This window comes from Porphyromonas bobii, from assembly GCF_943169685.1.
Classification (GTDB): domain Bacteria; phylum Bacteroidota; class Bacteroidia; order Bacteroidales; family Porphyromonadaceae; genus Porphyromonas; species Porphyromonas pasteri.
The window spans coordinates 100,434-124,029 of the sequence record NZ_CALPBU010000007.1; the positions used below are offsets into that span (position 1 = coordinate 100,434).

A 23,596-nucleotide genomic window follows, 5' to 3' on the forward strand; every position below is an offset into this window, starting at 1 on the left:
TCTCTTACTTATTTCTTAGTGAATACGGGCGAAGTGAAGCGAGAGTCACCGAAGGACTTGTATTCGCCACCACCGGGCTTCCAAAGGATATAGGAGCCTGCTATGAATGTACCCCAGATACCATTATCGACCAGCTTATAGCGCTTGCCCGTAGTATAGGTCTCATCGAGCTTGCTATACATACCGAAGCCTGTGCCCCACGAGAGGTTGGTACCATTAGGAGCAGCCCACACAGCGAGGAAGGCACCCCCCGTATTCTCGAGCTTCTGCGTCTTGATCTCAAAGCGATCCTTAGCAGCGTCGTAGGTAGCGTAGATCGTGAGGTTGCGTGCCATACCCGTGATACGATAGAGGTTGCGTGCAGCCTGCGAGAAGGTGACGGTGCGAGGCGCCGCCCAGCCCGTGCACATCAGGTCATACTCACCGAGATAGTGAGCGAAGCCAGCGTAGTCGGGGTCAGTACGTGCCGTGAGCTTCTCGCCCGCAGGGGTGTTGTAGCTCTTATCTGCATCCTTCCACAGCAGCGTGGAGACACCGTTGTACTCCTTGTGGAACTGCAGGCCATCAGGCGTGTAGACGTAGGGGACCTCCGTCTTCTTGCCCGTCTCAGCATCCTCGATGGTGAGGATGTTGTATCCCTCATTATTGAGGTAGGCCACGACGGCCTTGCCTCCGAGCTTACCCGTCAGCCCGTAGAGGTGCTGCTGGTACATACTCTCCGAGGTATAGGCACGAGACTTCAGGTCGAGGACCTTCGCAAGATATTCCTTAGCAGCTACCTGCGGGCGGAACATGCGCATGACGACACCCGTCTTACGGCCCTTCAGATAGAGCGTATCGGGCGAGACCGAGCGAACGAAGGTGAACTCATAGTCGCCCTCGAAGCTCTTCCCTTCGCCAGCCCCGTAGGACTTATCGGGGTCAGAGAAGAGGTGCAGAGGAGAGCTATACGTATCGAAGCTCAGCGAGACCATCTTGTCGGACTTCAGATGGTAGTTGCTCTTGACCTCTGCCGTAGAGTGGCCCTTCACGGGAGCATCCGAAGCCATGAGCACTTCGTTCTTAGCACCGAAGGTCATCGTCACGGGATAGCCCCCGTAGAGGAGCTGGGTGTGAGGATAGTACTCCAGCACCCAGCCCGTGGAGGAGGCGGTGAGGGTCTTCTGCAGCTCCGAGGTGAGGGCATCGACACGCTCCGAAGAAGACTTGTCGAAGATCGCATCGGGCTCCTGACGGCATGAGGGAAGCACCCCGAGGACAAAGCCTGCAGCAGCGAGGAGGCCAAGACGGGCACCCTGCAGGACAGCCCGCCCTATCGCTATATTCTTATTCATCGTAGTCTATGAATTAGGGGGTCTGACATTAGTGGAAGTACTGGGTGATGACCTGGCACTTAGCGTGGTCTGCATGCTCACCCTCCTGTAGCTCGAGGAACTTCGGATGGCGCATCAGCTCCTCGACGACAGCGTCACGAGCAGCTTCGTAGCCAGCGAGCATGCGAGCAGCCTGTGGCATTCCACGGAGTGAAGAGCCGAGGAGCTCCTGCCAAGAGCTCTCAATGAGAGGCAGACGGACCACCTCCTCAAGACGGCGCTGGGCGATAGCACGGAGCTGATCCATGTCGATACCCCACGTACCCTTCATGTACTTCTTGATGATGTCCATCTTCTTATTGAGCTTCGCACGGCCTTCGTCACCAGCGGCATTCATCACCGCATCCCACTGACTCTTGGGGTAAGTGATGTAGCAAGCCGTCATCTCAGCGATATCTTCGCGGGGCTGACTGCTGGCGTAAGCCGTGATGAAGCCTAGAGGCGCGTAGTCGCTGAGGCTACGGCGGTTGAACCACGAGGTGGGAGCATAGCCCTCAGAGATGGCGTCGTACTCCGTCGTAGGCCAGATCTTATTCTGGTGCAGGATGTGGCTGAACTCATGGTGCATGACCTGGAAGAAGGTCGTATTGAGCCACTGAGGGTCGTTGACGTTGAGCCAGTTCGCCTGATAGAGCGTGACCTTCAGCCCACCTTCGGCCGTACCGAGAGTGATGGTGCCGTCGCCGTTCCACGAAGCGGAGCCGACGATGAAGAGCTGACGGGGCGAAGCCTTGCGCATGAAGTCAAGGCGGCCCGTAGCTTCGTCATAGGCGCCATACCATGCGTGCTGGATGATCTTAGCGAGCTTCATGCTGTTCTCGAGCTTGGCAGGCGCGAGGTTGCGTGAGCGGTCGGCCTCGATATCATCCAGGGTATAGATATAGCTGACGTTGTATGCGTCGGTATAGTTCTCTTTGAGCCAGCGGTCGAAGCTCGTCATCTCCTTGGCCTCTGCCTTAGAGACGTGACGAGAGGGATCGGGCTGGTCGCTATCCTTACACCCACCGAGTGTAGCCACGAGGAGGGCTGCACAGAGGGAGAGCTTGATCTTATGTAGATACATAGTGTCTGATCTGATAAGGGGGTTCGTGTCTAGTACCCAGGGTTGGGCTCTACGCCTACCGAGAGGATGCTGGCAGGGATCTGGAGGGCACGGCGATGGTCGTCCGTCTTGAGCGTCATCGTCTCGCCCGTGTAAAGCTTGTGGGTGATCTCGATGCCGTAGCGCTTGATATCATCCCAGCGCGTACCATCGTGCATGCTGAGGATACGACGAGCGTGGAGCACGGCGTGCATCATGTTCGTCTGCATACCTGGAGCGATGTCGAACTTAGGATGCAGGGGCTTGGAGACCGTCTCTTGCTTGCGGATCATCGCCTCGCGTACATCGTCGGGATCGGTGGGGTTGATGACGACGTTGTAGTAGTCAGAGATCTGCTGAGCTGTAGCAGCTTGTCCCTTCTTCGAGACGTACCAAGCGGAGAGGTCGCTAGCAGCACCGTCGAAGTCAGAGAGCATCACGCGGGCCTCAGCTCTCCACAAGAGGACGCGGTCCACCGTGAAGGGAAACGCCACGACGTGGGGCTGCCCCGTGCGAGCTACGACGTCAGTGATCTCGAAGAGCTCGCGATACTTGGGGTAGTAGAGTGCACCATTGTTCGAACCGAAGAGGCGGTCATAGACGGGGAAGTAGCGTCCCCATGGGCCTGGGCTACGATAGGTCTGCGTCGAAGCTACGTGCCCGTTGTGAGCGTAGCGGTAGGACGTCAGCGCACGGACCCAGAGTGAGCGCGTGACGATGAGCATGAGGTTAGCAGGCTCGTCATCGCGGATATAGGCATGGCAGATCTCATCGGCGTTGGTCAGCTTGTCGTACTTCGACATATCACGCAGATTGGAGACGGCACCTGTACCGAGCACTTCGTCTGCATACTGCTTGGCCTTATCCCACTTCTCGTAGTAGAGGTAGAACTGCGTGGCGAAGGCCTTCGCTGCTCGCGTCGTGAAGTGGAAGATGGGCTTGCTGTAGCGGTCGTCATTGATCAAGGGAATACCCTCCTCAATATCCTTAGCGATGAGCTCGTAGACCTTCGCCACGGAGAGGCGGGGTACGGCACGCTCGAGCTTCGTCTCGGGCTTCGTGAAGTAAGGGATACCGAGATCCTTGTCGCTGGTACGACCGTTGTAGGCCTGACCGAAGACATTGACCCAAATGAAGTTGGTATAGGCACGGCAGAGGAGCGCTTCACCGCGGGCGGCCTCCAGCTCCTTGGGGTTGCCGAGTTCTTCGATGGACTTCAGAGCTTGGTTGGCTGTACCGACCATGCTGTAGCAGGTACTCCAGAAGTTCGTCTCATCGTCCCAGGCCGTCCCGCTGGAGGGCTCCCAGAAGAAGGCTTCGTGATTGCCAATGTGATTATCCTCGAAGAGGCGGCCGTTGTCCTCGACGTTGTCGGTACGGTTCTCCGTGAAGCCCATAGGCAGGAGCGTCGGATAAGCCGAGACGAGGAGGCGCTCGATCTTGTCAGCGCGGTTGAGCTCTGTACGGGTATCGGGCATGGTATCCAGGTAGCGATTGCAGCTACCGAGGGCGCCTGCCAGGAGGCAGAGTCCAGCCATTCTATATAGTCGTTTCATAGTGAACATGATCCTATTGCATGATTAGAAGCCAATGTGCACCGTAGCCGTGACCTGCTTAGGCAGCGGGGTAGCTACCCCACCCGAGCGGAAGAACTCAGGGTCTTGGCCATAGAGCTTCTTATCGGCGTACAGCAGAGCGAGGTTCGTGGCCTGCACCTTGAAGGAAGCACTCTTGAGGAAGCCCAGGCGCTTGACGAGTGGCGTAGGCAGCGTATAGGTCAGTGAGACCTCCTTGAGGCGGACGAAGCTACCATCAGCGACACGAGCCGTAGAGTAGTTGTAGGCTGCATAGCCCGTACCGAGGTTGGAGTAGCTGTAGTGGTCGCGCACCGAGGCGATGACAGGGATATCCGTCTTACGCTCATCTCCGAGGGTCGTCCAGCGATTGCGGTATTCCTTAGGCGTAGCCCAGAGGTCGGAATAGGCAGCATAGAAGGAAGGATCCAGGCGGAGCTTGTTACCACCCGAGTAGGTGATGAAGACGTTCAGCTTGAAGTTCTTGAACGTGAAGATATTCCCGAAGCTACCATTGTAGGTAGGCTCTGACGAACCCTCATACTTGAGGAAGTCCAGATCATCGACCTGCTGGAAGTTGATATCACGATAGTTGCGACGCGTGACTTCCTTCCCATTGACCATGAAGGTGGGGAAGCCCTCATCATCAAGTCCCGTGAAGGGGATCGAGAAGAGCGAACGTACGGGATAGCCCTGACGAGCGAAGCCGTTACCGGTGAGGAAGTTGAACATATTGCGCTTCGTATCGAGCTCAGTGACCTTATTGAAGGTCGAGCCGAAGATGAAGTCCGTCGTCCAGCTAAAGTCCTTCGACTGGATATTCTTCGTCGAGACGGAGAGCTCGAAGCCGTGGCTCTTCATCGAAGCGACGTTGCCCCAGCGAGTCCCCCCGATCGTATAGGCAGCACCGATGAGGTCGAAGTTGTTACGCCAGTAGATGTCAGCAGCGATGTTGAGGCGGTTCTTCAGCAGGCCCATATCGACACCGAAGTTCAGCTCATGCTTCTTCTCATAGGTGAGGTCTTCGTTCTCGAAGCTACCGATGTAGTTACGGTTCTCCGACTGTCCTGCCGAGGGTCTCCAGGCCGCGCGGCTATAGATGATGGCGCGGGAGTTGGTGACCCAGCTGGGGGCAACCCCTACGAGGGAGTATGAGCCCTTGAGCGTCAGGTGTGAGAGGAGGTGCTGCTTCTCGAAGAAGTCTTCGCTGTGGGCATTCCATGCACCAGAGATATTCCAGGTGGGGAGCCAGCGAGCCTTACGCGTGCGACCGAGTCTATTCGTCCCTTCGTAGCGGGTCGTACCCGTGATCGTATAGCGGCCCTTGTAGGAGTAGGTGGCGTTGGCGAAGAAGGCGACCGAGCGGCCGAAGCTCTTCGACAGGCCGTAGTAATCCCAGTTCTTCTCCGTGAGACGCTTGAAGGCGCGGTAGTCCCAGAAGGGCGTCAGACCACTGTCGTACTGCATACCCCAGCCGTCCATCCAGCGCGAGACGCGGTCCTGTGAGTTGACTTCGGAGCCGAGGTAGGTATTGATGATGTGGTCGTTGTTGAGCGTCGTATTGTACGTAGCAGAGGCACGGAAGTCATAGCTCTCCATGGTGCGCGTCTGCGTATTGTAGAAGCCCCCTGCAGGGAGGATGGTCTCAGGCAGTGAGTTGGGCTTGTCCTGATCCTTCCAGAGGTACTGGTTGCCATTGCGTACGGTAGCGTCCTGCATAGCGCGGAAAGCGAGTGCGCGGTTGGCATACTCCGTGACGATGCTCTCCATCGTCGTACCCGAGTCCTTGTAGGCACCGAGCAGAGCGAGAGTCAGCCCCTTGATGGGCTTCCACTTCAGCTCGAGCTGGAGCTTGACATCCTTCACACCGAGGTCGATATAGTTGTTGTCGAGCTCGTGCTTGATATTGAAGGGAGCGTAGTCACGGGTGTAGAACTCATTGGGGTCGAGCGTGCGGCTCGTATTGAGCGCGTAGGAGAAGGGGTTGATGTCGAAGCCACGTGACACCTCACCAGTAGTGGCGTTAGCATCCTGAGTGACCGTACCTGGAGCACGCTGCATGCGTGAGGAGAGGTTGATCAGGGCAGATACTGAGAGCTTGGGTGAGAAGGTATAGGTAGCGTTGAGGTTCCCCGTGTAGCGGCGTACGTTGCTGGCACGCATCCATCCTGGGTCGAGCATAGCCGAGACGGATACATAGGTCTGGAGGTTCTTCGTCCCCCCTGAGAAGCTCAGTGAGTGATTCTGAATGAGGGAGGGAGAGAAGAGTTCGCCGAACCAGTTGGTATTGCGCATCTCTGCATCGCGGAGGTAGTTAGCACGAGCCTCGGGCGTGTTCTCCAGCCCGAAGACCCCCGTCGTGGGGTCGTAGTCGTGCGTCAGATGGTACATCTTCCCGTAGATACCCGAGGAGCTGTAGTTGTAGACGCGGGCAAAGTTCAGCCAGCCCTTACGCTCCATCTCGTTGTAGACCTCCATCTGGTCCTGCGAGTTCATGATATTGTAGTCGCGGTAGCTGGGCACAAAGCGCGAGGTGAACTCCCCCGTATAGGAGAAGGAGCTGCTACCCGAGCGACCCTTCTTCGTCGTGATGACGATGACCCCTGCCATAGCCTTTGCCCCGTAGATGGACGTTGCCGAGCCGTCCTTGAGGATCTGGAAGCTCTCGATATCGTCGGCATTGAGGCCTGCGATAGCCGAGCTGAGGAGTGTCGTAGCGTCTCCCGAGCTGAGGTCATCAGCGCCGACGTCTACGACATCCTCCTGGATGACCCCGTCGACGACCCAGAGGGGCTTGGACGAACCCATGATCGAGGTCGCCCCACGCACGCGGATCTTAGGTGCTGTACCGAAGGTCCCCGAGAGGTTCTGCACGGAGACCCCTGCAGACTTCCCTTCGAGACCGCGGCTGATGTCAGCCATACCTGCCATCTTCACCTTGTCGGCCTTGAGCTTGTCGCTCGCACCCGTGAAGAGGCGCTTGTCGGTGGCGACCATACCCGTGACGACGATATTGTCGAGGGTGGTGGCTTCGGGCTGGAGCTTGATGACCATGCCGTCCTTAGCCGTGACGGTCTGGCTCTTGTAGCTCACGAAGCGAATGAGGAGCTGGTTCTTGCCAGCAGGGAGCTTGATGGTGAAGTCACCCTTGGTGTTGGTCGTGACACCCACCTTCGTCCCAACGACTAAGACGGAGGCCATAGGTAGGGGATCTCCGCTTTCGTCGAGGACCTTGCCTCGGATGGTCTGAGCTGTACCCTGGGCTAAGAGGTCGCCCCCTAAGCCAATGACCAGGCCTATCATCAATAGTCCTAATCGGATCCAGCCCATGCCCAATCGAAGTACTCTTTGATTGTTCATAAGCAGTGTGTAGTTTGTTTGTGTAAGTGATTAGCGTGTATGCATGGCGATGTGGGCGAAGGCAAGGCACAGAGCTGGGTGCTCGGATCAGCTGAGGGATGCATTCCTCCCATAGTATCGTGTAGCTATCTCTTCATACAGTATCGTTTAATCGTGATGGTGTCCGGTGACAGAGTAGAGGTCAAGGGTAGCTCATACTGCGGGACCACTCCATGGTACATTGGGCTCGCGGCGCTACACCTTCGATTGGCGTGCTCTATCGTTGTCAAATGTATGGATTTCCCTTATACACTCCAAAAGCTCGGGCTAAATAAAATTCACGCTAGGTGAGCTGCCGAAAATACCGAAATTCCCTCGCGCTAATATTTCCTAAAATAATTGCCTTTCATAGCTATGACAAAAGGATAGCACTCACACCATATTTAGACGCTCTACCCTACCCCAACCCCTACAGATTGCCACATTTCCCCACGATTCTGTGGCACAGGCTCCCACCTAAGCACTCCACGAAGAGGTAAAGGAAAGCACAAATACCCTTGTATTTCATACCGTATTTGCCCCTCCTTCGGGGTCATTCTTCACCTCCTCAGAGAGGCTTTTCTGAGGGGCTGTAGCACAGAGCAATACGAGGCTGGGAAAGTAACCTATAGTGGTCGGTGGGTGAACCACTATAGGTTTGCAGTAGCAACCACTACTGGTTCGACGCTGGACCAGTAGTGGTCGGTGAGCGAACCAGTAGTGGTCGGATGAGTGACCACTACTGGAGACTGTTGCTCCGCGTAGGGATAAAAGTTGTGGACGAGTAGCAGATAAGTTTGGACTACGCACGTGGCTCTAATATCTCCGTACGTGGATATTTGGATTTACGTGCCTGGTCTTTAAGACTACGTACATAGATAGAAGAATACCACTACGGGAAGACGCTTTTTTCTTCACGAGAAGGACACTTTTCCCTCGGCTGGATAAGAGGAATACTCGCGATAAGGCGAAGGACTTGCGTATCTCTTCGGAGAGGCATATCGGGGAGCTGGGTGCGCGACGCCTTAGCACTCTAAATAGAGGACAGGACTCTGCCGCAACAGTCTCTACTGGTTGCATTCACCCCTCCGAGCGAGTAGCAAAAACAAAGGGGTATCCCGATGACGGGATACCCCTTACTATAGAGTCGAGAGAGTAGCTACTCTCCACTATAATCGTGGTCATACGTATTGACCACGATGACCTGTATACAGACTTCCTCTACACGGTAGATTAGGCGATGACGCCTGCTGATGCGCCGACTCCAGTAGCCAGCTAAGTTTCCTTTGAGAGGCTCGACCTGCCCCGTCCCCGTCAGAGGATGCTCCTGCAGCTCTACCAGCAGATCCAAGAGCTTCTTATACGCCTGGGGTTCGTGTCGCTTGAGCCGTCGGATGCCCTCCGTCGCCTTGTCCGTATAGAGGACTTCGTACATCGCTAAAGGGCATCCAAGAAAGCCTGCAGTTCCTCGGGTGTACGGACGGACGTATAGCGCCCCGCACGCAAATCCTCTTCTCCAGCCTCGATGCTTCGCTGTAGCATCTCTTCTTCATGAGGAGTCAAGCCGTTTTCAGTCAGCGCTTCGGCCTGCCCTATATGGAGCATCTGCCCCTCAGAGGTAACGATACGAAGCCCCCGCTGGAGTGCCTCCTTGAGGTAGCGCTCCACATTCTTTGCAAATGCCTCTGCTGTTATCGTTGTCATAGCCATAGTTACTTCGTTATCATCTATATGAGTAGTACAAAGGTACACACTTCTCTCGCATCAGAATCTTCGTAAGAGATGCAAACCAAGAAGGCCACCCTTCTGCCTCGACAAATCTCCCCAGCAGTTAGCTTCTCTTCTCTCCACCAAAAAGCAGCGCCCCCGAAGGATGACCTTCGGGGGCGCTACTTATATATATGTATAGGGCTTATTCGCTGGGGAGGATATCGCCGAGGATAGCTGCCGTAGCACCGCACTCCTCGCTGAAGTAAGCACGGGTACGTGCCTCAAGGGCCTTGCACTCTTCCTCCGAAGAGAAGCGCTGGAGAAGCTGCGAGAGCTCCGCCCGATCGTGCAAGATGAAGCCCGAAGAGCGCTTGACCAGCTCACGCACCTCACGGTGCTTGTGGATCTCTGGGCCGAAGAAGACGGGGATACCATATACCGCAGCCTCGAGCGTATTGTGCACGCTCTTGCCGAAGCCACCGCCTACATAAGCCCACGTGCCGTAGCGGTAGACCGAGGAGAGCAGGCCGAAGCAGTCGATGATGATGCAGGCCGTGCCCTCAGGCAGACCCTTCGCTTCGTCATACTCGGAGAGGCGAATGGATGGACGCTTGAGCCCCGACTCGATAGCTCTTAGGTGCTCCTCGTGGATCTCATGCGGTGCCAAGACCAAGGCGAAGTCCTCGGGAGCCTCCTCATTGAAGTAAGGCAGGAGGATAGCTTCGTCCTCGGGCCACGAGCTACCGACGACCAAGAGACGACGGCCACTAGCCAGCTCCGCTACCGCAGGGATATCCTTCGCTGCACGGGCGATCTCCTCGACACGGTCGAAGCGCGTATCCCCTGTGACCTTGACCGACTCGACACCGTGCTCCAGAAGGAGCGTGCGCGAAGCCTCATCCTGCACGTAGAGACGGCGGAAGAGGTGCAGCAGACGCAGGTACCAGCCTCCGTAGCTACGGAAGAAGAGCTGGTCGAGGCGGAAGATCGCCGAGACGAGGTAGGTAGGGATAGAGCGCGTAGCCAGCTCGCTGAGCATCGTAGGCCAGAAGTCGTACTTGATGAAGACAGCTACCGCAGGATGCGCCAGATCAAGGAAGCGGCGCACCGATGAGGAGCGATCCGAAGGCAAGTAGACCACGACATCTGCCCCAGCATAGTCCCGACGCACCTCATAGCCCGAGGGGCTGAAGAAGGAGAGCAGGATCTGATACTCGGGATGTGCCTTGCGCCACGCCTCCATAAGCGGACGGCCTTGCTCGAACTCTCCCAGCGATGAGGCGTGGAACCATACCACGGGACGATCCGCAGTGAGGCCCTTGAGACGCTGAGGAGTCTCCCGACGCCCCTCGATGATGAGACGAGCCTTCCGATGGAAGGGGGCCACCAGATGCAGCAGCGCCGAGGCTGCTATGCCAGCGAAGCTATATAGAGGATTCATGCAGTGGGTACGACCCGCTTAGCCCAGGACCTCGATAGCACGCTGCAGACGCTGGAGGGTCTCTCCACGGCCGAGCAGTGCGGTGATATCAAAGAGGTGGGGACCCTTAGCAGCACCGACGAGTGCCAGACGGAAGCAGTTCATCACCGCACCGAGGCCATAGCCCTTCTCCTCGATCCAAGCCTTGACGACCTCTTCGGTCGCTTCGCTGGGGAGGTCTTCAGGCTGGGTGGCGAGGAGTGCAGCGAGCTCCGTGAGCTGGGCTGCGCTGTCTTCCTTCCAGCGCTTCTTCACGGTCTTCTCATCGTAAGCCGTGGGGGCGGTGAAGAAGTAAGCGATCTGCTCCTCAAGCTCGGGGAGCGTCTGAGCACGCTCCTTCGTCAGGGCGATGGCGCGAGCTACATAGTCTGCGTCGAAGGTGATACCTGCAGCCTCGAGGCTGGGGCGCAGGAGGGCAGCCAGACGCTCATTGCTAGAGGTCTGGATATAATGATGGTTGAACCACTTGCCCTTCTCGTAGTCGAACTTAGCACCAGCCTTGCTGCACTTCTCGATACGGAAGTAGCGGATCAGCTCTTCCATGCTCATGACTTCCTCGTGATCATTACCGGGGTTCCAGCCGAGGAGTGCGACGAAGTTCACGACAGCTTCGGGCAGGTAACCGCTCTCGCGGTAGCCCGAGGACACCTCACCCGTCTTGGGATCGACCCAGCGTAGGGGGAAGACAGGGAAGCCAAGGCGATCGCCGTCACGCTTGCTGAGCTTACCGTTGCCCTCGGGCTTGAGGAGGAGTGCCAGGTGAGCAAAGCGGGGCATCGTGTCGCGCCAGCCGAAGGCTTCGTAGAGAAGCACGTGCAGCGGTGCGCTGGGCAGCCACTCTTCACCACGGATGACGTGGGTGATACGCATCAGATGGTCGTCGACGATGTTCGCCAGATGGTAGGTAGGCAGGTCGTCAGCACTCTTGTAGAGGACCTTGTCATCGAGGACAGAGCTATTGAAGGTCACGCGCCCACGGATCATATCGTCGACCTCGACCTCTACATCGGGCGTGACGAGGAAGCGGACGACATACTGCGCACCGCCTGCGATGAGAGCATCGACCTCCTCACGTGGCAGGACAAGCGAATTGCGCATCGAGGTACGGGTCGTAGCGTCGTACTGGAAGTTCGCTACCGTCTTACGCTTCTCCTCCAGTTCCTCAGGCGTGTCGAAGGCGATATAAGCCTTACCCGCATCAAGGAGCTGCTGGACGTACTTGCGGTAGATATCGCGGCGCTCGCTCTGACGATAGGGGCCGCAGTCCCCACCATAGCTCACGCCTTCGTCGAAGCGGATACCGAGCCACTCGAGGGCCTCGATGATATAAGCCTCCGCCCCAGGGACGAAGCGCTGGCTATCTGTATCCTCGATACGTAGAAGGAGCTCACCGCCGTGAGCCTTCGCGAAGAGATAGTTATAGAGAGCTGTGCGGACACCGCCGATATGTAGCGCTCCCGTAGGGCTGGGAGCAAAGCGAACGCGTACTGATTCGTGTGACATAGTGCTATGGTGATATGCTTGTTGTGTGGATGCTGATGTGACTACCGCCCATCGTCGGATGGGAGCTGGAGCGTCCAGCCCGTGTGGCTGTCGAGTTCCTGCTGTAGGAGGGTGAGGCTCTCGGCCTCGAGAGGTGCCCCTTCACTCAAGGGGCAGGTGGGGGAAATGAGATGTATGGTACCTGAAAGGAATATCGTGCGCTCCCCTTCGCCGACGAAGGGAGCTAAGATGAAGCTCCCTGGCGAGTGCTCCTCGATGAGGACCGAGTGAGCGACCCAGCGCCCGAGGCGCAGGTGGTGACTGGCATAGCGAGGACGGGGAGATCGGGACATGGGGAGTGGTTAGAGCGCCGTAATGCCGTCGCCATCGGAGAGCTCCGTAGCGGGCTCTTCAGCCTGAGGCTCGTCGGCTGGAGTGGGTGTAGGCTCGGGGGCCGCACCCGTATAGCGGACAAGGCTGAAGCTATCGACGACGAAGAGCGGGCTCTTGCTCTTGGGGAGGCGACCACGCAGCAGCCCATAAGCCGCACGCATCATCTTACCACTGGGTATGGTGATGGCGACTTGGTTGAGGCCAGGATGTAGGGAGGGAAGGGTCTCGGCTTGCTGCGTAGAGTCCGCATACTGCAGACGGAGCTGGAGCTGAAGCGCTGAGGGAGATGCCCCGCTTACACGGACGATGAAGCGGAGCTCCGTACCGCCCGTATAGCTGACGCTGGGCTCGAGGGCGAAGGAGCGCTCGACGTAGCTCCCTGCGAGGTAGCGGCTGGCACTATCGCGTAGGAGGTTCACCGAGTCAATATCGTGCGCCGCCCACAGGCTGCGACGTCGCTCGATGCGGTCAAGGCTATCGACACGTACCTGCAGCGTCGCTTGACGGGACTCCAGCACCAGAGCAGCGTGCTCATAGAGCTTCTGATACTCGACGATCTGATGGCGTCCGTACCAGACGAGCGAGCTATCCCAGTCGGCCAGCGTATAGCCATAGCGGCTGAGGATGGCTTGGAAGCCCACGATACGCAGGCTGTCCTCGAGGCCTCGCTGGTTGAAGGAAGCCTCTGCCGTGAGCATCTCAGGCAGGAGTTCCTTGACCGTCTTGAGGTCGATCTGCTTCCACTTCCCCTTAGAGCCACCGCAGGCACTCCCCCCGACAAGGAGAAGCGCCAGCAAGAGAGCCTTCAGTAGGCTGCGATGGGGAAGGGTGAAGCGAGACGACATAGGGCAAGACGACTAAGCTATTCCTCCGTATCCGTCTCCGTAGACGTATCCTTATCCCGTGAAGGGAAGAGGGTATCCAGCGCCGTGGAGAACGTGCGGCGATAGCAGAGGAGCAGGAGCGCCACACCTACAGAGATGCAGGCATCAGCGAAGTTGAATATCGGGCTGAAGAAGACGAACTGCTCACCGGCATGGATAGGACTCCACGAGGGGTAGGTCGTCTGGATGATGGGGAAGTACAGCATATCGACCACCTTGCCATGCAGGAAGGTGCCGTAGCCTTTGCCCCAGGGGACGAGCTGTGCCACAGCCCCGCGGCTCGTGGAGAAGATCTCCCCGTAGAAGAGGCAGTCGATGACGTTCCCAAGTCCACCAGCGATGACGAGACCCAGCGTCAGGCAGAAGCCGAGTGAGAAGCGGCGTAGGCGCAGCAGACGCACCAGATAGTACACCCCTGCACCCATCGCCAGTATGCGGAAGAGCGTCAGAAGGAGCTTACTACCGAGCGTGATCCCGTAGGCCATCCCTTCGTTCTCGACGAAGTAGATCTTGAACCACGAGGTGATCTCGTGCATCTCCCCCTCGACCATTGAGGTCTTGACCCAGATCTTCGAGGCCTGGTCAATGACGAGTAGGAGGACGATAAACGCCGTCGTCCAGAGGGTCGTCTTGGAGCTTCTTGTCATCAGTCGCGTGGGGGCTTACTTCTTCTCTTGGAGCTTCGCCTCGATAGAGAGCGTAGCATGAGGCACAGCGCGCAGACGCTCCTTGGGGATGAGCTTACCGGTCTGGCGGCAGATGCCGTAGGTCTTATTCTCGATACGGCGCAGGGCTGCCTGGAGATTGTGGATGAACTTCAGCAGACGCTCAGCCATGCGACCTGCTTCACCCTTGGAGAGGGAAGCAGCGCCCTCATGGACTGCCTTGAAGGTGGGCTGTGTGTCGGCTACATCATTGCTCTGATAGTCGACGGCACTCTCACGCAGGAGATCGTAATCGCGGATAGCTTGCTCGAGCTTCTGCATGATAAGCTCACGGAACTCCTGGAGCTCCTCGTCTGTGTAGGAAGTCTTCTGGTCACTCATTGTATAGTTATCTGAATTGTAGGCAGGGCGGAAGAGTACACCCGCCCTGCCCGTGTGTTAGTTTGCCTTCTCTATATAGATGGGGATCATACGTTCGTCCAGATCGAGCTCCAGCGTGGGTGTGAAGCCCGTCTGCTCCTCGATGGAGACTGCCTGCACCTCCTTAGCGATATAAGCCGAGTAGACGCTGAGCACACGGTGGAGCTCTTCGTCCTCGGGCAGGAGGATGCGTACCTTGTCACTGACCTCGAAGCCGCTCTGCTTACGCAGGTTCTGAATGCGATTGATCAGCTCACGAGCCGTACCCTCGAGGCGCAGCTCATCGGTCACGGTGATATCCAGAGCGATGGTCAGCGTGCCTTCGTTGGCCACGAGCCAGCCAGGGATATCCTCTGAATAGATATCGACGTCGTCGCGGAGGATCGTCACAGGAGCCCCTTCGACCGTGAAGTCGATCTGGCCCGTGCGCTCGATCGTAGCGATCTCGTCTTGCGTGAACTCAGCCACCACAGCAGCGATAGCCTTCATGATCTTGCCATAGCGTGGGCCGAGCTTCTTGAAGTCGGGCTTGATACGCTTGACGAGCACTCCTTCGCCGTCGGTGACGAACTGCAGCTCCTTGAGGTTCACCTCACTGAGGATGAGGGGCACGACGGGCAGGATAGCCTGATGGTCGGCCTCGTTGACGATGGGGATCATCAGACGCTGCAGGGGCTGACGCACCTTGATATTGACCTTACGACGCAGGGCCAGCACCATCGAGCAGATGCTCTGCGCCAGGTGCATGCTGCGCTCCAGGCTCTCGTTGATCTCCTCACGGCAAGCGGTGGGGAAGTCTGCCAGATGCACTGAGTGCTCCGTAGCACTGGTGCCCTTGCTGGTGAGGTCACGGTAGAGCTGATCAGCGTAGAAGGGAGCGATGGGCGCCATGAGGCGAGCCACCGTGACCAGACAGCGGTAGAGCGTCTGGTAGGCGGAGAGCTTGTCCGTGGTCATCTCACCAGCCCAGAAGCGGCGGCGAGAGAGGCGCACGTACCAGTTGCTCAGCTGCTCGGAGACGAAGTCACCGATAGCACGAGCGGCACGCGTAGGCTCGTAGTCCTCCAGATCGCTATCGACCTCGAGGATGAGGCTATTGAGTGTAGAGAGGATCCAGCGGTCGATCTCAGGGCGCTCAGCATAAGGGAGCTCCTCACGAGAGGTAGGATCGAAGCCATCGAGGTTAGCATACAGCGCGAAGAACTGATACGTATTGTACAGCGTCGCGAAGAACTTACGGCGCACCTCATCGATACCCTCGACATCGAACTTCAGGTTGTCCCAAGGCGATGAGTTGCTGATCATGTACCAGCGCAGGGGGTCAGAGCCGTACTTCTCGATCGTCTCGAAGGGATCGACAGCATTGCCCAGACGCTTACTCATCTTGTTGCCATTCTTATCGAGCACGAGCCCGTTAGAGATGACCGCCTTGTAGCTATTCGTCCCACGTACCATCGTAGCGATAGCGTGGAGCGTGAAGAACCACCCACGTGTCTGGTCCACCCCTTCGGCGATGAAGTCCGCGGGGAAGGCGCGACCGCTGTCGAGCAGTTCCTTATTCTCAAAGGGATAGTGGAGCTGTGCGAAGGGCATAGCACCCGAGTCAAACCACACGTCGATGAGGTCCGTCTCACGGCGCATGGGCTTGCCCGAGGGCGAGACTAAGATGATATCATCGACATAGGGACGGTGCAGGTCGATCTTATCGTAGTTCTCCTGCGTATATACCCCAGGGGTAAAGTCCTTCCAGGGGTTAGCCGTCATGAAGCCAGCTTCTACCGAGCGCTCGATGGCGTGGTAGAGCTCTTCGACGGAGGAGATACAGATCTCTTCACGACCATCCTCGGTGCGCCAGATGGGCAGGGGCGTCCCCCAGTAGCGGCTACGCGAGAGGTTCCAGTCCTGGAGGTTCTCCAGCCACTTACCGAAGCGACCCGTACCGGTGCTCTCGGGCTTCCAGTTGATGGTATCGTTGAGGCGCATCATCTCCTCACGGCAAGCCGTGGTGCGGATGAACCAGCTATCCAGCGGGTAGTAGAGTACGGGCTTGTCCGTACGCCAGCAGTGGGGATAGGAGTGCACGTGCTTCTCGATCTTGAAGGCACGACCCTCGCCCTTCAGCAGAAGTGCGATCGTCACATCTAAGGTCTCATCCTGATCGGTGAGCGTGTCGTCGTAGGCGTTCTTGACGTAGCGTCCTGCGAACTCCTTATATATGTCTACGTTGACAAAGTCCTTGACGAAGGCGGGATCCATATCCTCCAGACGGAAGAGACGACCCTGCATATCGACCATGGGGCGCACATTGCCATCACGATCGAGGACGGTCAGCCCTGCGATGTCGCTGGCCTTAGCCACCTTGTTGTCGTCCGCACCGAAGGTAGGTGCGATATGCACGATCCCCGTACCATCGCTCGTAGTGACGAAGTCGCCAGCGATGACGCGGAAGGCATCCCCATCGGGACGCATCCAGGGGAGGAGCTGCTCATAGCGCGTACCTACGAGCTCCTTACCCTTCCACTCGCCGACGATGACGTAGGGGAGCTTCTTGTCGCCAGGCTGATAGGCTGCGAGTGCCTCTTCACCTTCGTGCTCCTTGCTGAAGAGCGTGTGCAGGAGTGCACGAGCTACCACAGCCGTGATAGGCGCACCCGAATAGGGGTTGAAGGAGCGGACGGCTACGTAGTCGATCTCGGGACCGACGCAGAGAGCTGTATTCGAGGGCAGCGTCCAGGGGGTCGTCGTCCAAGCGAGGAAGACGGCTTCACCATGGCCCGTCAGCTCGGCACGTGGGTCGATGATGCGGAACTGTGCGACGCACGTCGTGTCCTTCACATCACGATAGCACCCAGGCTGATTCAGCTCATGCGTACTCAGCCCCGTACCTGCAGCAGGCGAATAGGGCTGGATCGTGTAGCCCTTATAGAGGAGGCCCTTCTTATAGATCTCGCTGAGGAGGTACCAGAGGGTCTCGATATAGCGGTTGTCGTAGGTGATGTAGGGGTGATCCATGTCCACCCAGTAGCCCATGAGGCGGGTGAGCTGCTCCCACTCCTGCGTGTACTTCATCACCTCACGGCGACAAGCAGCATTGTATTCGTCGACGCTGATCTTCTTGCCGATATCCTCCTTCGTGATGCCGAGAGCCTTCTCGACCCCGAGCTCTACGGGCAGACCATGGGTATCCCAGCCGGCCTTGCGGTCGACGCGGAATCCCTTCATCGTCTTGTAGCGGCAGAAGATATCCTTGATCGAGCGCGCCATGACGTGGTGAATACCAGGCATCCCGTTAGCCGAGGGAGGCCCTTCGTAGAAGACGAACGAGGGCGCGCCTTCGCGCAGGGCAAGCGTGCGGGCAAAGAGGTCTTCCTCCTGCCACTGATCCAGCACCTTCTTATTGACCCCCGAGAGCTGGAGGTTATCGTATTCAGGGAACTTATGGCTCATACAGCGTCTATATTATATCGTCGTCGGGAGGAGCGACGAGCCGAGTACGGCTACACCCCATCCCAAGGTAGTTCAAAAATTGATACAAAGATACAGCTTTCCATCGACGCAGATCCTATGCGTACCATCCGATCTCCCTGCACCTCTCACCTCTCTATAGAAGTAACGTAAAAGAGAGCGCCCCCACGTAGTGTGTCCTTAGACACACGCTACGTGGGGGCGCTGGTTTATAATGCGTAGTTGTCGGAAGGCCTAAAGCTTTTTACGAAGGGTCAGCGTGGCTTCAAGATCTGGATTCCCTGCATTTGCTTGGAAGACCAATAGAGACGGCTCCTTGCGGATCAGATACCATGTGTTTTGATCCATCGGGGGACGAAGTTCACGATTAACCTGAGCCTTTAGTGTGAGGATGCGATCCGTTATCGTATAGTAATAGCGAACCTGCAGGTCACGGGAGTACGTAGGATCTTTCAAATCGTAACCACTAACCTCCACTTCTGAGTCCGAGAGGAAGTTCAGGTAAACAGAATAGGAGTCACGCTTGGGGTTCTTATATTCCAAAGTCCCATTCCAGACCGTCTGACGAAGCTCTACTGATGAGAGTTGGAGTCGAGGCGTGTCCTTCTTATTCTTACAACTGCTGGCGAGGAAAAGTAGCCCCAATAGGAGCCCACAGAAGCTGAGTATTCTTCGGTTCATAGTTCCATTAAGTTATGTAGGTTATGTATTTGATTTGCTGATCTGATGAAGGCTGGTATCACATAGAGAGAATAGGCACACAGAGATACCGATAAGAGTAGAGGCCGATTGCGCGCCCTCTCTCAAGTGAAGACAACCTTCGGAGCAAAGGTAGCAATTAAATCAATCGGACAAGAGGGTCGTTAGACGAGGACGCAGGACAAGCGGAGCAACAAACTTGAGGGGGGCGCTACGTACCCATAGTGGTCGGTGGTATCAAGCAATAGTGAATAGGTATATAGAGCTATATAGGATGGCGAAGAAAACTATATAGCTTTGTGAAGTGACCTCTATTAGTTTGTTACTCCGCGTAGGGAGAAAAGTTGCGAACGAGTGGTAGATAAGTTTGGACTACGTACGTGGCTCTAATATCTACGTACGTGGATAGTTGGATTGACGTGCCTGGTCTTTAAGACTACGTGCGTAGATAGAAGAATACCACTACGGGAAGGCGCTTTTTTCTTCGCGAGAAGGACACTTTTCCCTCCGCTGGATAAGAGGAATACGCGCGATAAGGCGAAGGGCGTGCCCGATCACTTCGGAGAGGCATATCGGGGAGCTGGGCGTGCGATGCCTTAGCACTCTAAATAGAGTACAGGACTCGCAGCGACAGTCTCAAACAACTATTGCTTCACACCACGCTCCCACTGAGCAGTCCGTACCACCTTACATACAAGCCCTTCTTTCCCCTACCCCAAAGACAAAGAGAAGCCCCCGCCCACAGACGTCACTTCGTCTGTGAGCGGGGGCTATCCCGTAGGGTATTTGCTTTGAGGCTACGCTTACAGCTTGTAGCTCAGCGTCACCAGCGCATTGGTAGGCTCGTTGGGGAAGAGCTGCGTACCATTCAACTCCGAGGTGTAGTTCTTTGCATTGAGGACATTGCGCACCTGTACAGCGATGCCGAAGCCAGCGGGCAGACGATAAGAAGCACCGAGGTCAAGCTGCGTGTAAGCAGGGAAGCTCAGCGACTGCGTTACGTTGTAGTACATAGCATCGCGGTAACTCAGGCTATAGTTCAGCGAGAGGTTGCGGAGCGTACCACGCTGGAAGTCATAGTTCCCATAGGTAAAGAACTGCTTGCGGGGTACCCAGCTCATCGGCGTACCATTATGCAGGTTCAATAGCTTAGTCACCGCTGTTTCCTTGGCATCGGCTACGTGGATATCCGTATAGCTATAGCCAGCGACCAGCTCAAGACCAGCCACGGGGCGATAGGTCAGATCCGTTTCGAAGCCACTTCCTTCGGTAGCACCAACCTGCGCTTTAATGCTATAGTGCTTGGGCTTACCGCCCTCTTGTTCGGTCACCACAGTATGCTCAAGCTCGTTATTGCGACGGATATGATAAGCGGAGAGATTGAGCTGGAGCACATCAGAGAGCGTGTAGCGAGTGCCGACCTCGAACTGGTAGCCCGACTGAGGATCGAAGTAAGCACCACCACGGCGACCCGTGATCAGCTTACCATCCTTATCGTAGAAGCGCTGACGATTCGTATCCAGCGTAGTCGTCTTGTCGGGGATATAGAAGCTACCCAGCGACGTATAGAAGGAGAGCGCCTCCGTGGGCTGGTAGACGAGACCGAGGCGATAGCTGATAGCGTCGTCCGAACTCTTGTTATACTTATCACGAGCGATATCATCATAGCTATGCTTACCATCCTTGATCGCAAGATCTGGGGTATGACGGTAGCTGTAGTGATCATAGCGGATCGCAGCCATAGCCTTGATCTTCTCAGAGAACTCAAAGACATTAGAGAGCGCAAAGCCGTGTACCCACGTGTGCTGAGGCGAAGCCTTAGAGAGTGTCGTCTTTATGTGCCCATTGAAGCTGGGGTTATAGGTCGTGTTCTCCGAGAAAGTGAGCGTTTCCCCATCGCTATCGAAGGTACGGCCTCCACCCTGGACGTCCGTCCCATTATACCCCGTATAAGTGGTACGCTGCATGTAGGTCGTGCTATAAGCGAAGCGCAGGTTATTCTTCACAGAGCCAAGGAAGAAGCTACCCGTCAGATCGACGGTATTCTGCAGCGTCTTAGCGATGTGCTCGAAGCGCAGGGGGAAGGTGAACTGGACGTGATTCAGATCGTAGTACGTCTTATTCCCTGCTTCATCCTTCGTATAGTAGCCGTACTTAGCACCAGCCGTAGAGCTCGTAGGATAGCTCAGCTCTTCCGTGCTGAAGTAATCGATATCATCGTAAGCATACGAGACATAGTCAGAGAGCTTCCAGCCCGAGGGGAGCGAGAGCGTGTACTTGAGGCTACCATTGTAGGCGCGGTTGTACATGAAGTCCGAGGCATCGTTGTAGCGCCATTCGCGCTTGAGACCTGGAAGCAATTCACCCTTCTTGAGGTAGAGCTTATCATCGCTCACGCGATACATATCGTCCTCCATAACAGGGGCAAGACCCGCATCGGTGCCGTAGAAGTCATTACGACCTTCGAGGCGCAGGATGAGGTTGTGAATCCCCTTCGTATAGCTGAGAGACGCGAAGAGCGAGCGGTTCTTGTCATTCGTAGAGCGCCACTGCTTGCCTCCAGAGAGGAAGCCACCAGCGTAGAAGTGCAGACCATCAGTGATCTTCCCCCCGACATTCGCACCCAGGTCGAAGTAGCCCAGTGAGCCACCACGGACGTGAGCACCGAGGATAAACTTCTCCGTAGGGACGCGACGCGTGACGTTCACGACGCCACCCGTAGCAGCATAGCCATAGAGCACCGAAGCAGGGCCCTTGAGCACCTCGATCTGATCGACATTGTAGAGGTCACCTAAGGGATAGGAGTTCAGCGTAGAGCGTTCGTCACGAACTCCGTCAACCATGTAGACCGTGTTGTAGAAGCCACGGACAGAGATCTCACGGAAAGCGCCAAAGCTGGACTTCATCTGCACGGCAGGCACGAAGCGCAGAGCGTCCTTGACCTGCGTGATAGCGCGGAGGGAGAGGGTGGAGTCCGCGAGCGAACTAATCGTAAGAGGGAGCTTCTTGGCAGGGACACCCAGCGGGTTGATCCCTTGCTCCTGTCGTAGGCGTGCTGTCACTTCGACACCTTGAAGATGACGAACGGAGTCGGCAGGCGTGCCCTGTCCTGCCCACGCAGGTGCCGCAAGGCACAGCGCGCTCAGGAGCGAGACGGTAAGAGTCTTCATAAATGAATCGTCAAAATCTAATTTAAGGGTTGATGTAAAATAGTTATCGGTCTTGGTCTGCTCGGGTGAAGGCGAGCCGTAGGCTTAGCACCTCCCGAGCATTTCCGCTGCAAAGGTAGCCCTTTTATACCAATTTCCCGAAAGATATCCACCAGATGAAGCCTCAAAAGACGCTACACTCTGGCCTCTACAAGCACACTCCACGCTTCTCAAAAGCACTACCTTTGCGCTCGGCAAGGTTCATTCCAACGCCCTTTACCCTTTCAATGAAGCAAGAGCAAATCATACTTCTCCGTGGCGTCATGCCCAGCGGAAAGAATAGCATCCCCAAGATGGCTGTCCTACGCCAGCACCTCGAAGAGATGGGCTTCGAACGTGTACGCACCTACATCCAGAGTGGGAATATCCTTCTACTTAGCGACCTTCCCAAAGAACTACTTAGCCAGCGCATCCATGACCTCATCAAGGAGCGCATCGGTGCAGACCTCACGGCACTTGTCTTCCTACCCGAAGAGCTGCAGGCGTGGGTAGACAGCCTACCCTTCGCAGATGACCTTGATCCCAGCCGCATCTTCTTCACCATGACTATGGCGTGTCCCACAGCCGACCGCCTACAAGCGCTCGCCGAGAAGACTTGGGGCGAAGAAGCAGCCCTGCATCTCACCGAGCGCTGTGCCTACATATACGCCCCCAAGAGCTATAAGAATACCCGTCTCACCAACAATGCTCTGGAGCGCTACCTCGGTGTGACCTGCACCACACGCAACCTCAATACCATCCGTCGCCTCCTCTCCCTCTCCCGAGGCGAATAGCCAGCAAGCTGCCCCCTCGGCATCTCTCCCGTCCTCCTTCAATAAAAACACACGCAGCACGCGCCCTATGGGACTTCCATCGGGCGCGTGCTGCATTATATATAATGGTCGGACTATCACATCCTACCGAGAGGATGGCTCTTCCCTCCCGACGACAGGCTCACGCGATAGCGTAGATGAGAGCGCAAGACCAGAGCCCATACCTCCCAAACGAAGCAGTACTGGTCGCCGAAGCAACCACTACTGGTCTCGACACGAAGCAGTAGTGGTAACATAGAGTAACCACTACTGGTCCGAACGCTGACCACTACTAGTTCGTTTCTGAGAATTATAGTGGTATGTCCTCAGCAAAGGAAAAGGAAAAGGAAAAGGGAAAGGGAGGAGACAGATAAAGGCAAGAAGCTAAGGCGAAGCATCGAGGGCAGGGGTCTTTATCCGACAGGCGTATAAACGACAATAGGGTGACGAAGCCGCATCGGCTCCATCCCCCCCCTACCCCATAGATCTATCTGTAGTATGCGACTGCATAGCTTGGTGCCTCATCCCTCGCTGCATCACACCTTGCTACGGCATAGCAAGCTGAATAGCAGTAAATGGAATGGTAGCAAGCAGCAAGCTCACTGCATCATCATCACCTTGCATAAAACGAAGTGGGTGTGATCACTTGCGTAATCACACCCACTCTCCTTAAAATGGCGGCTACCTACTCTCCCACAAAACGCAGTACCATCGGCACGATTGGGCTTAACTTCTCTGTTCGGAATGGGAAGAGGTGGAACCCCAACGTTATAACCACCTAAATATCTCTGTATTTAGACAATCATTGACTTGATAAAAACGCTCGATACTCACTCACGTATCGCTAAGTCGGTATACAACCTCTTGGCAAAAACTTTCGGGCAATTAGTACTACTCGGCTATGACGTCACCGCCTTTACACCTGTAGCCTATCAAGGTCATCGTCTATAACCACCCTTATAATGAGATCTAATCTTGAGGCAAGCTTCGTA

At 56.3% G+C, this 23,596-nt stretch carries 16 protein-coding genes and 2 rRNA genes; 1 reads left to right on the plus strand and 17 read right to left on the minus strand.

The features are described from left to right. Positions 1-8 precede the first annotated feature (8 nt). From KO088_RS07660 to KO088_RS07730, 15 genes are all read right to left on the minus strand, one after another. The gene (locus tag KO088_RS07660; protein ID WP_215494252.1) at positions 9-1,334 is read right to left on the minus strand and encodes a DUF4302 domain-containing protein; all 1,326 of its coding nucleotides are present in this window, start codon (positions 1,332-1,334) and stop codon (positions 9-11) included. Positions 1,335-1,362: 28 nt separating this feature from the next. Further along, complete coding sequence (locus KO088_RS07665; RefSeq protein WP_009433646.1) at positions 1,363-2,436, minus strand: zinc-binding metallopeptidase; 1,074 nt, start codon at positions 2,434-2,436, stop codon at positions 1,363-1,365. A 29-nt stretch (positions 2,437-2,465) separates the two neighbouring features. Further along, positions 2,466-4,010: a RagB/SusD family nutrient uptake outer membrane protein gene (locus tag KO088_RS07670; protein ID WP_251419888.1), complete on the minus strand. Its 1,545-nt coding sequence runs from the start codon at positions 4,008-4,010 to the stop codon at positions 2,466-2,468. A 24-nt stretch (positions 4,011-4,034) separates the two neighbouring features. Then, the gene (locus KO088_RS07675) at positions 4,035-7,388 is read right to left on the minus strand and encodes a SusC/RagA family TonB-linked outer membrane protein (protein ID WP_251419890.1); all 3,354 of its coding nucleotides are present in this window, start codon (positions 7,386-7,388) and stop codon (positions 4,035-4,037) included. 1,177 nt (positions 7,389-8,565) lie between these two features. Next, the gene (locus KO088_RS07680; RefSeq protein WP_215494254.1) at positions 8,566-8,841 is read right to left on the minus strand and encodes a Txe/YoeB family addiction module toxin; all 276 of its coding nucleotides are present in this window, start codon (positions 8,839-8,841) and stop codon (positions 8,566-8,568) included. 2 nt (positions 8,842-8,843) lie between these two features. Then, positions 8,844-9,110 (minus strand): hypothetical protein, encoded by a 267-nt coding sequence (locus KO088_RS07685; protein ID WP_188808523.1) that lies wholly within the window; start codon positions 9,108-9,110, stop codon positions 8,844-8,846. Positions 9,111-9,318: 208 nt separating this feature from the next. Next, complete coding sequence (locus KO088_RS07690) at positions 9,319-10,557, minus strand: 3-deoxy-D-manno-octulosonic acid transferase (RefSeq protein WP_215494255.1); 1,239 nt, start codon at positions 10,555-10,557, stop codon at positions 9,319-9,321. A gap of 18 nt (positions 10,558-10,575) precedes the next feature. Continuing rightward, the gene (gltX, locus tag KO088_RS07695) at positions 10,576-12,099 is read right to left on the minus strand and encodes a glutamate--tRNA ligase (RefSeq protein ID WP_215494256.1); all 1,524 of its coding nucleotides are present in this window, start codon (positions 12,097-12,099) and stop codon (positions 10,576-10,578) included. A 41-nt stretch (positions 12,100-12,140) separates the two neighbouring features. After that, the gene (locus KO088_RS07700) at positions 12,141-12,431 is read right to left on the minus strand and encodes a hypothetical protein (protein WP_215494257.1); all 291 of its coding nucleotides are present in this window, start codon (positions 12,429-12,431) and stop codon (positions 12,141-12,143) included. Between the two features lie 9 nt (positions 12,432-12,440). Beyond that, complete coding sequence (locus tag KO088_RS07705) at positions 12,441-13,316, minus strand: DUF4296 domain-containing protein (protein WP_215494258.1); 876 nt, start codon at positions 13,314-13,316, stop codon at positions 12,441-12,443. A 17-nt stretch (positions 13,317-13,333) separates the two neighbouring features. After that, positions 13,334-14,002 carry a lipoprotein signal peptidase gene (locus tag KO088_RS07710; RefSeq protein ID WP_215494259.1) on the minus strand — a complete coding sequence of 223 codons (669 nt, stop codon included), beginning with the start codon at positions 14,000-14,002 and terminating at the stop codon, positions 13,334-13,336. Positions 14,003-14,017: 15 nt separating this feature from the next. Further along, the gene (locus KO088_RS07715) at positions 14,018-14,401 is read right to left on the minus strand and encodes a TraR/DksA family transcriptional regulator (protein WP_060935719.1); all 384 of its coding nucleotides are present in this window, start codon (positions 14,399-14,401) and stop codon (positions 14,018-14,020) included. A gap of 57 nt (positions 14,402-14,458) precedes the next feature. After that, entirely contained in the window at positions 14,459-17,887 is a 3,429-nt protein-coding gene (gene ileS / locus KO088_RS07720) for an isoleucine--tRNA ligase (protein WP_215494260.1), read from the minus strand. A gap of 252 nt (positions 17,888-18,139) precedes the next feature. Then, positions 18,140-18,586, minus strand: coding sequence for a hypothetical protein (locus KO088_RS07725; protein ID WP_215494261.1), 447 nt, complete (start codon positions 18,584-18,586; stop codon positions 18,140-18,142). An 821-nt stretch (positions 18,587-19,407) separates the two neighbouring features. Then, positions 19,408-21,774 (minus strand): TonB-dependent siderophore receptor, encoded by a 2,367-nt coding sequence (locus tag KO088_RS07730; protein ID WP_215494262.1) that lies wholly within the window; start codon positions 21,772-21,774, stop codon positions 19,408-19,410. A 266-nt stretch (positions 21,775-22,040) separates the two neighbouring features. On the opposite strand from KO088_RS07730, the gene KO088_RS07735 reads away from it, so the two are divergent. Next, the gene (locus KO088_RS07735) at positions 22,041-22,586 is read left to right on the plus strand and encodes a DUF1697 domain-containing protein (protein ID WP_215494263.1); all 546 of its coding nucleotides are present in this window, start codon (positions 22,041-22,043) and stop codon (positions 22,584-22,586) included. A gap of 690 nt (positions 22,587-23,276) precedes the next feature. Here the strand turns inward: KO088_RS07735 and rrf are convergent. Together rrf and KO088_RS07745 are read right to left on the minus strand one after the other, a co-directional pair. Beyond that, positions 23,277-23,386, minus strand: a 5S ribosomal RNA gene (gene rrf / locus KO088_RS07740). A gap of 82 nt (positions 23,387-23,468) precedes the next feature. Then, positions 23,469-23,596 (minus strand): 23S ribosomal RNA (locus KO088_RS07745); the annotation flags it as partial.

Bases quoted from the DNA above. Each gene is read 5' to 3' on its own strand.
- KO088_RS07660 (WP_215494252.1), bottom strand. From the start codon at position 1,334: ATGAATAAGAATATAGCGATAGGGCGGGCTGTCCTGCAGGGTGCCCGT.
- KO088_RS07665 (WP_009433646.1), bottom strand. From the start codon at position 2,436: ATGTATCTACATAAGATCAAGCTCTCCCTCTGTGCAGCCCTCCTCGTG.
- KO088_RS07670 (WP_251419888.1), bottom strand. From the start codon at position 4,010: ATGAAACGACTATATAGAATGGCTGGACTCTGCCTCCTGGCAGGCGCC.
- KO088_RS07675 (WP_251419890.1), bottom strand. From the start codon at position 7,388: ATGAACAATCAAAGAGTACTTCGATTGGGCATGGGCTGGATCCGATTA.
- KO088_RS07680 (WP_215494254.1), bottom strand. From the start codon at position 8,841: ATGTACGAAGTCCTCTATACGGACAAGGCGACGGAGGGCATCCGACGG.
- KO088_RS07685 (WP_188808523.1), bottom strand. From the start codon at position 9,110: ATGACAACGATAACAGCAGAGGCATTTGCAAAGAATGTGGAGCGCTAC.
- KO088_RS07690 (WP_215494255.1), bottom strand. From the start codon at position 10,557: ATGAATCCTCTATATAGCTTCGCTGGCATAGCAGCCTCGGCGCTGCTG.
- gltX (WP_215494256.1), bottom strand. From the start codon at position 12,099: ATGTCACACGAATCAGTACGCGTTCGCTTTGCTCCCAGCCCTACGGGA.
- KO088_RS07700 (WP_215494257.1), bottom strand. From the start codon at position 12,431: ATGTCCCGATCTCCCCGTCCTCGCTATGCCAGTCACCACCTGCGCCTC.
- KO088_RS07705 (WP_215494258.1), bottom strand. From the start codon at position 13,316: ATGTCGTCTCGCTTCACCCTTCCCCATCGCAGCCTACTGAAGGCTCTC.
- KO088_RS07710 (WP_215494259.1), bottom strand. From the start codon at position 14,002: ATGACAAGAAGCTCCAAGACGACCCTCTGGACGACGGCGTTTATCGTC.
- KO088_RS07715 (WP_060935719.1), bottom strand. From the start codon at position 14,401: ATGAGTGACCAGAAGACTTCCTACACAGACGAGGAGCTCCAGGAGTTC.
- ileS (WP_215494260.1), bottom strand. From the start codon at position 17,887: ATGAGCCATAAGTTCCCTGAATACGATAACCTCCAGCTCTCGGGGGTC.
- KO088_RS07725 (WP_215494261.1), bottom strand. From the start codon at position 18,586: ATGAACCGAAGAATACTCAGCTTCTGTGGGCTCCTATTGGGGCTACTT.
- KO088_RS07730 (WP_215494262.1), bottom strand. From the start codon at position 21,774: ATGAAGACTCTTACCGTCTCGCTCCTGAGCGCGCTGTGCCTTGCGGCA.
- KO088_RS07735 (WP_215494263.1), top strand. From the start codon at position 22,041: ATGAAGCAAGAGCAAATCATACTTCTCCGTGGCGTCATGCCCAGCGGA.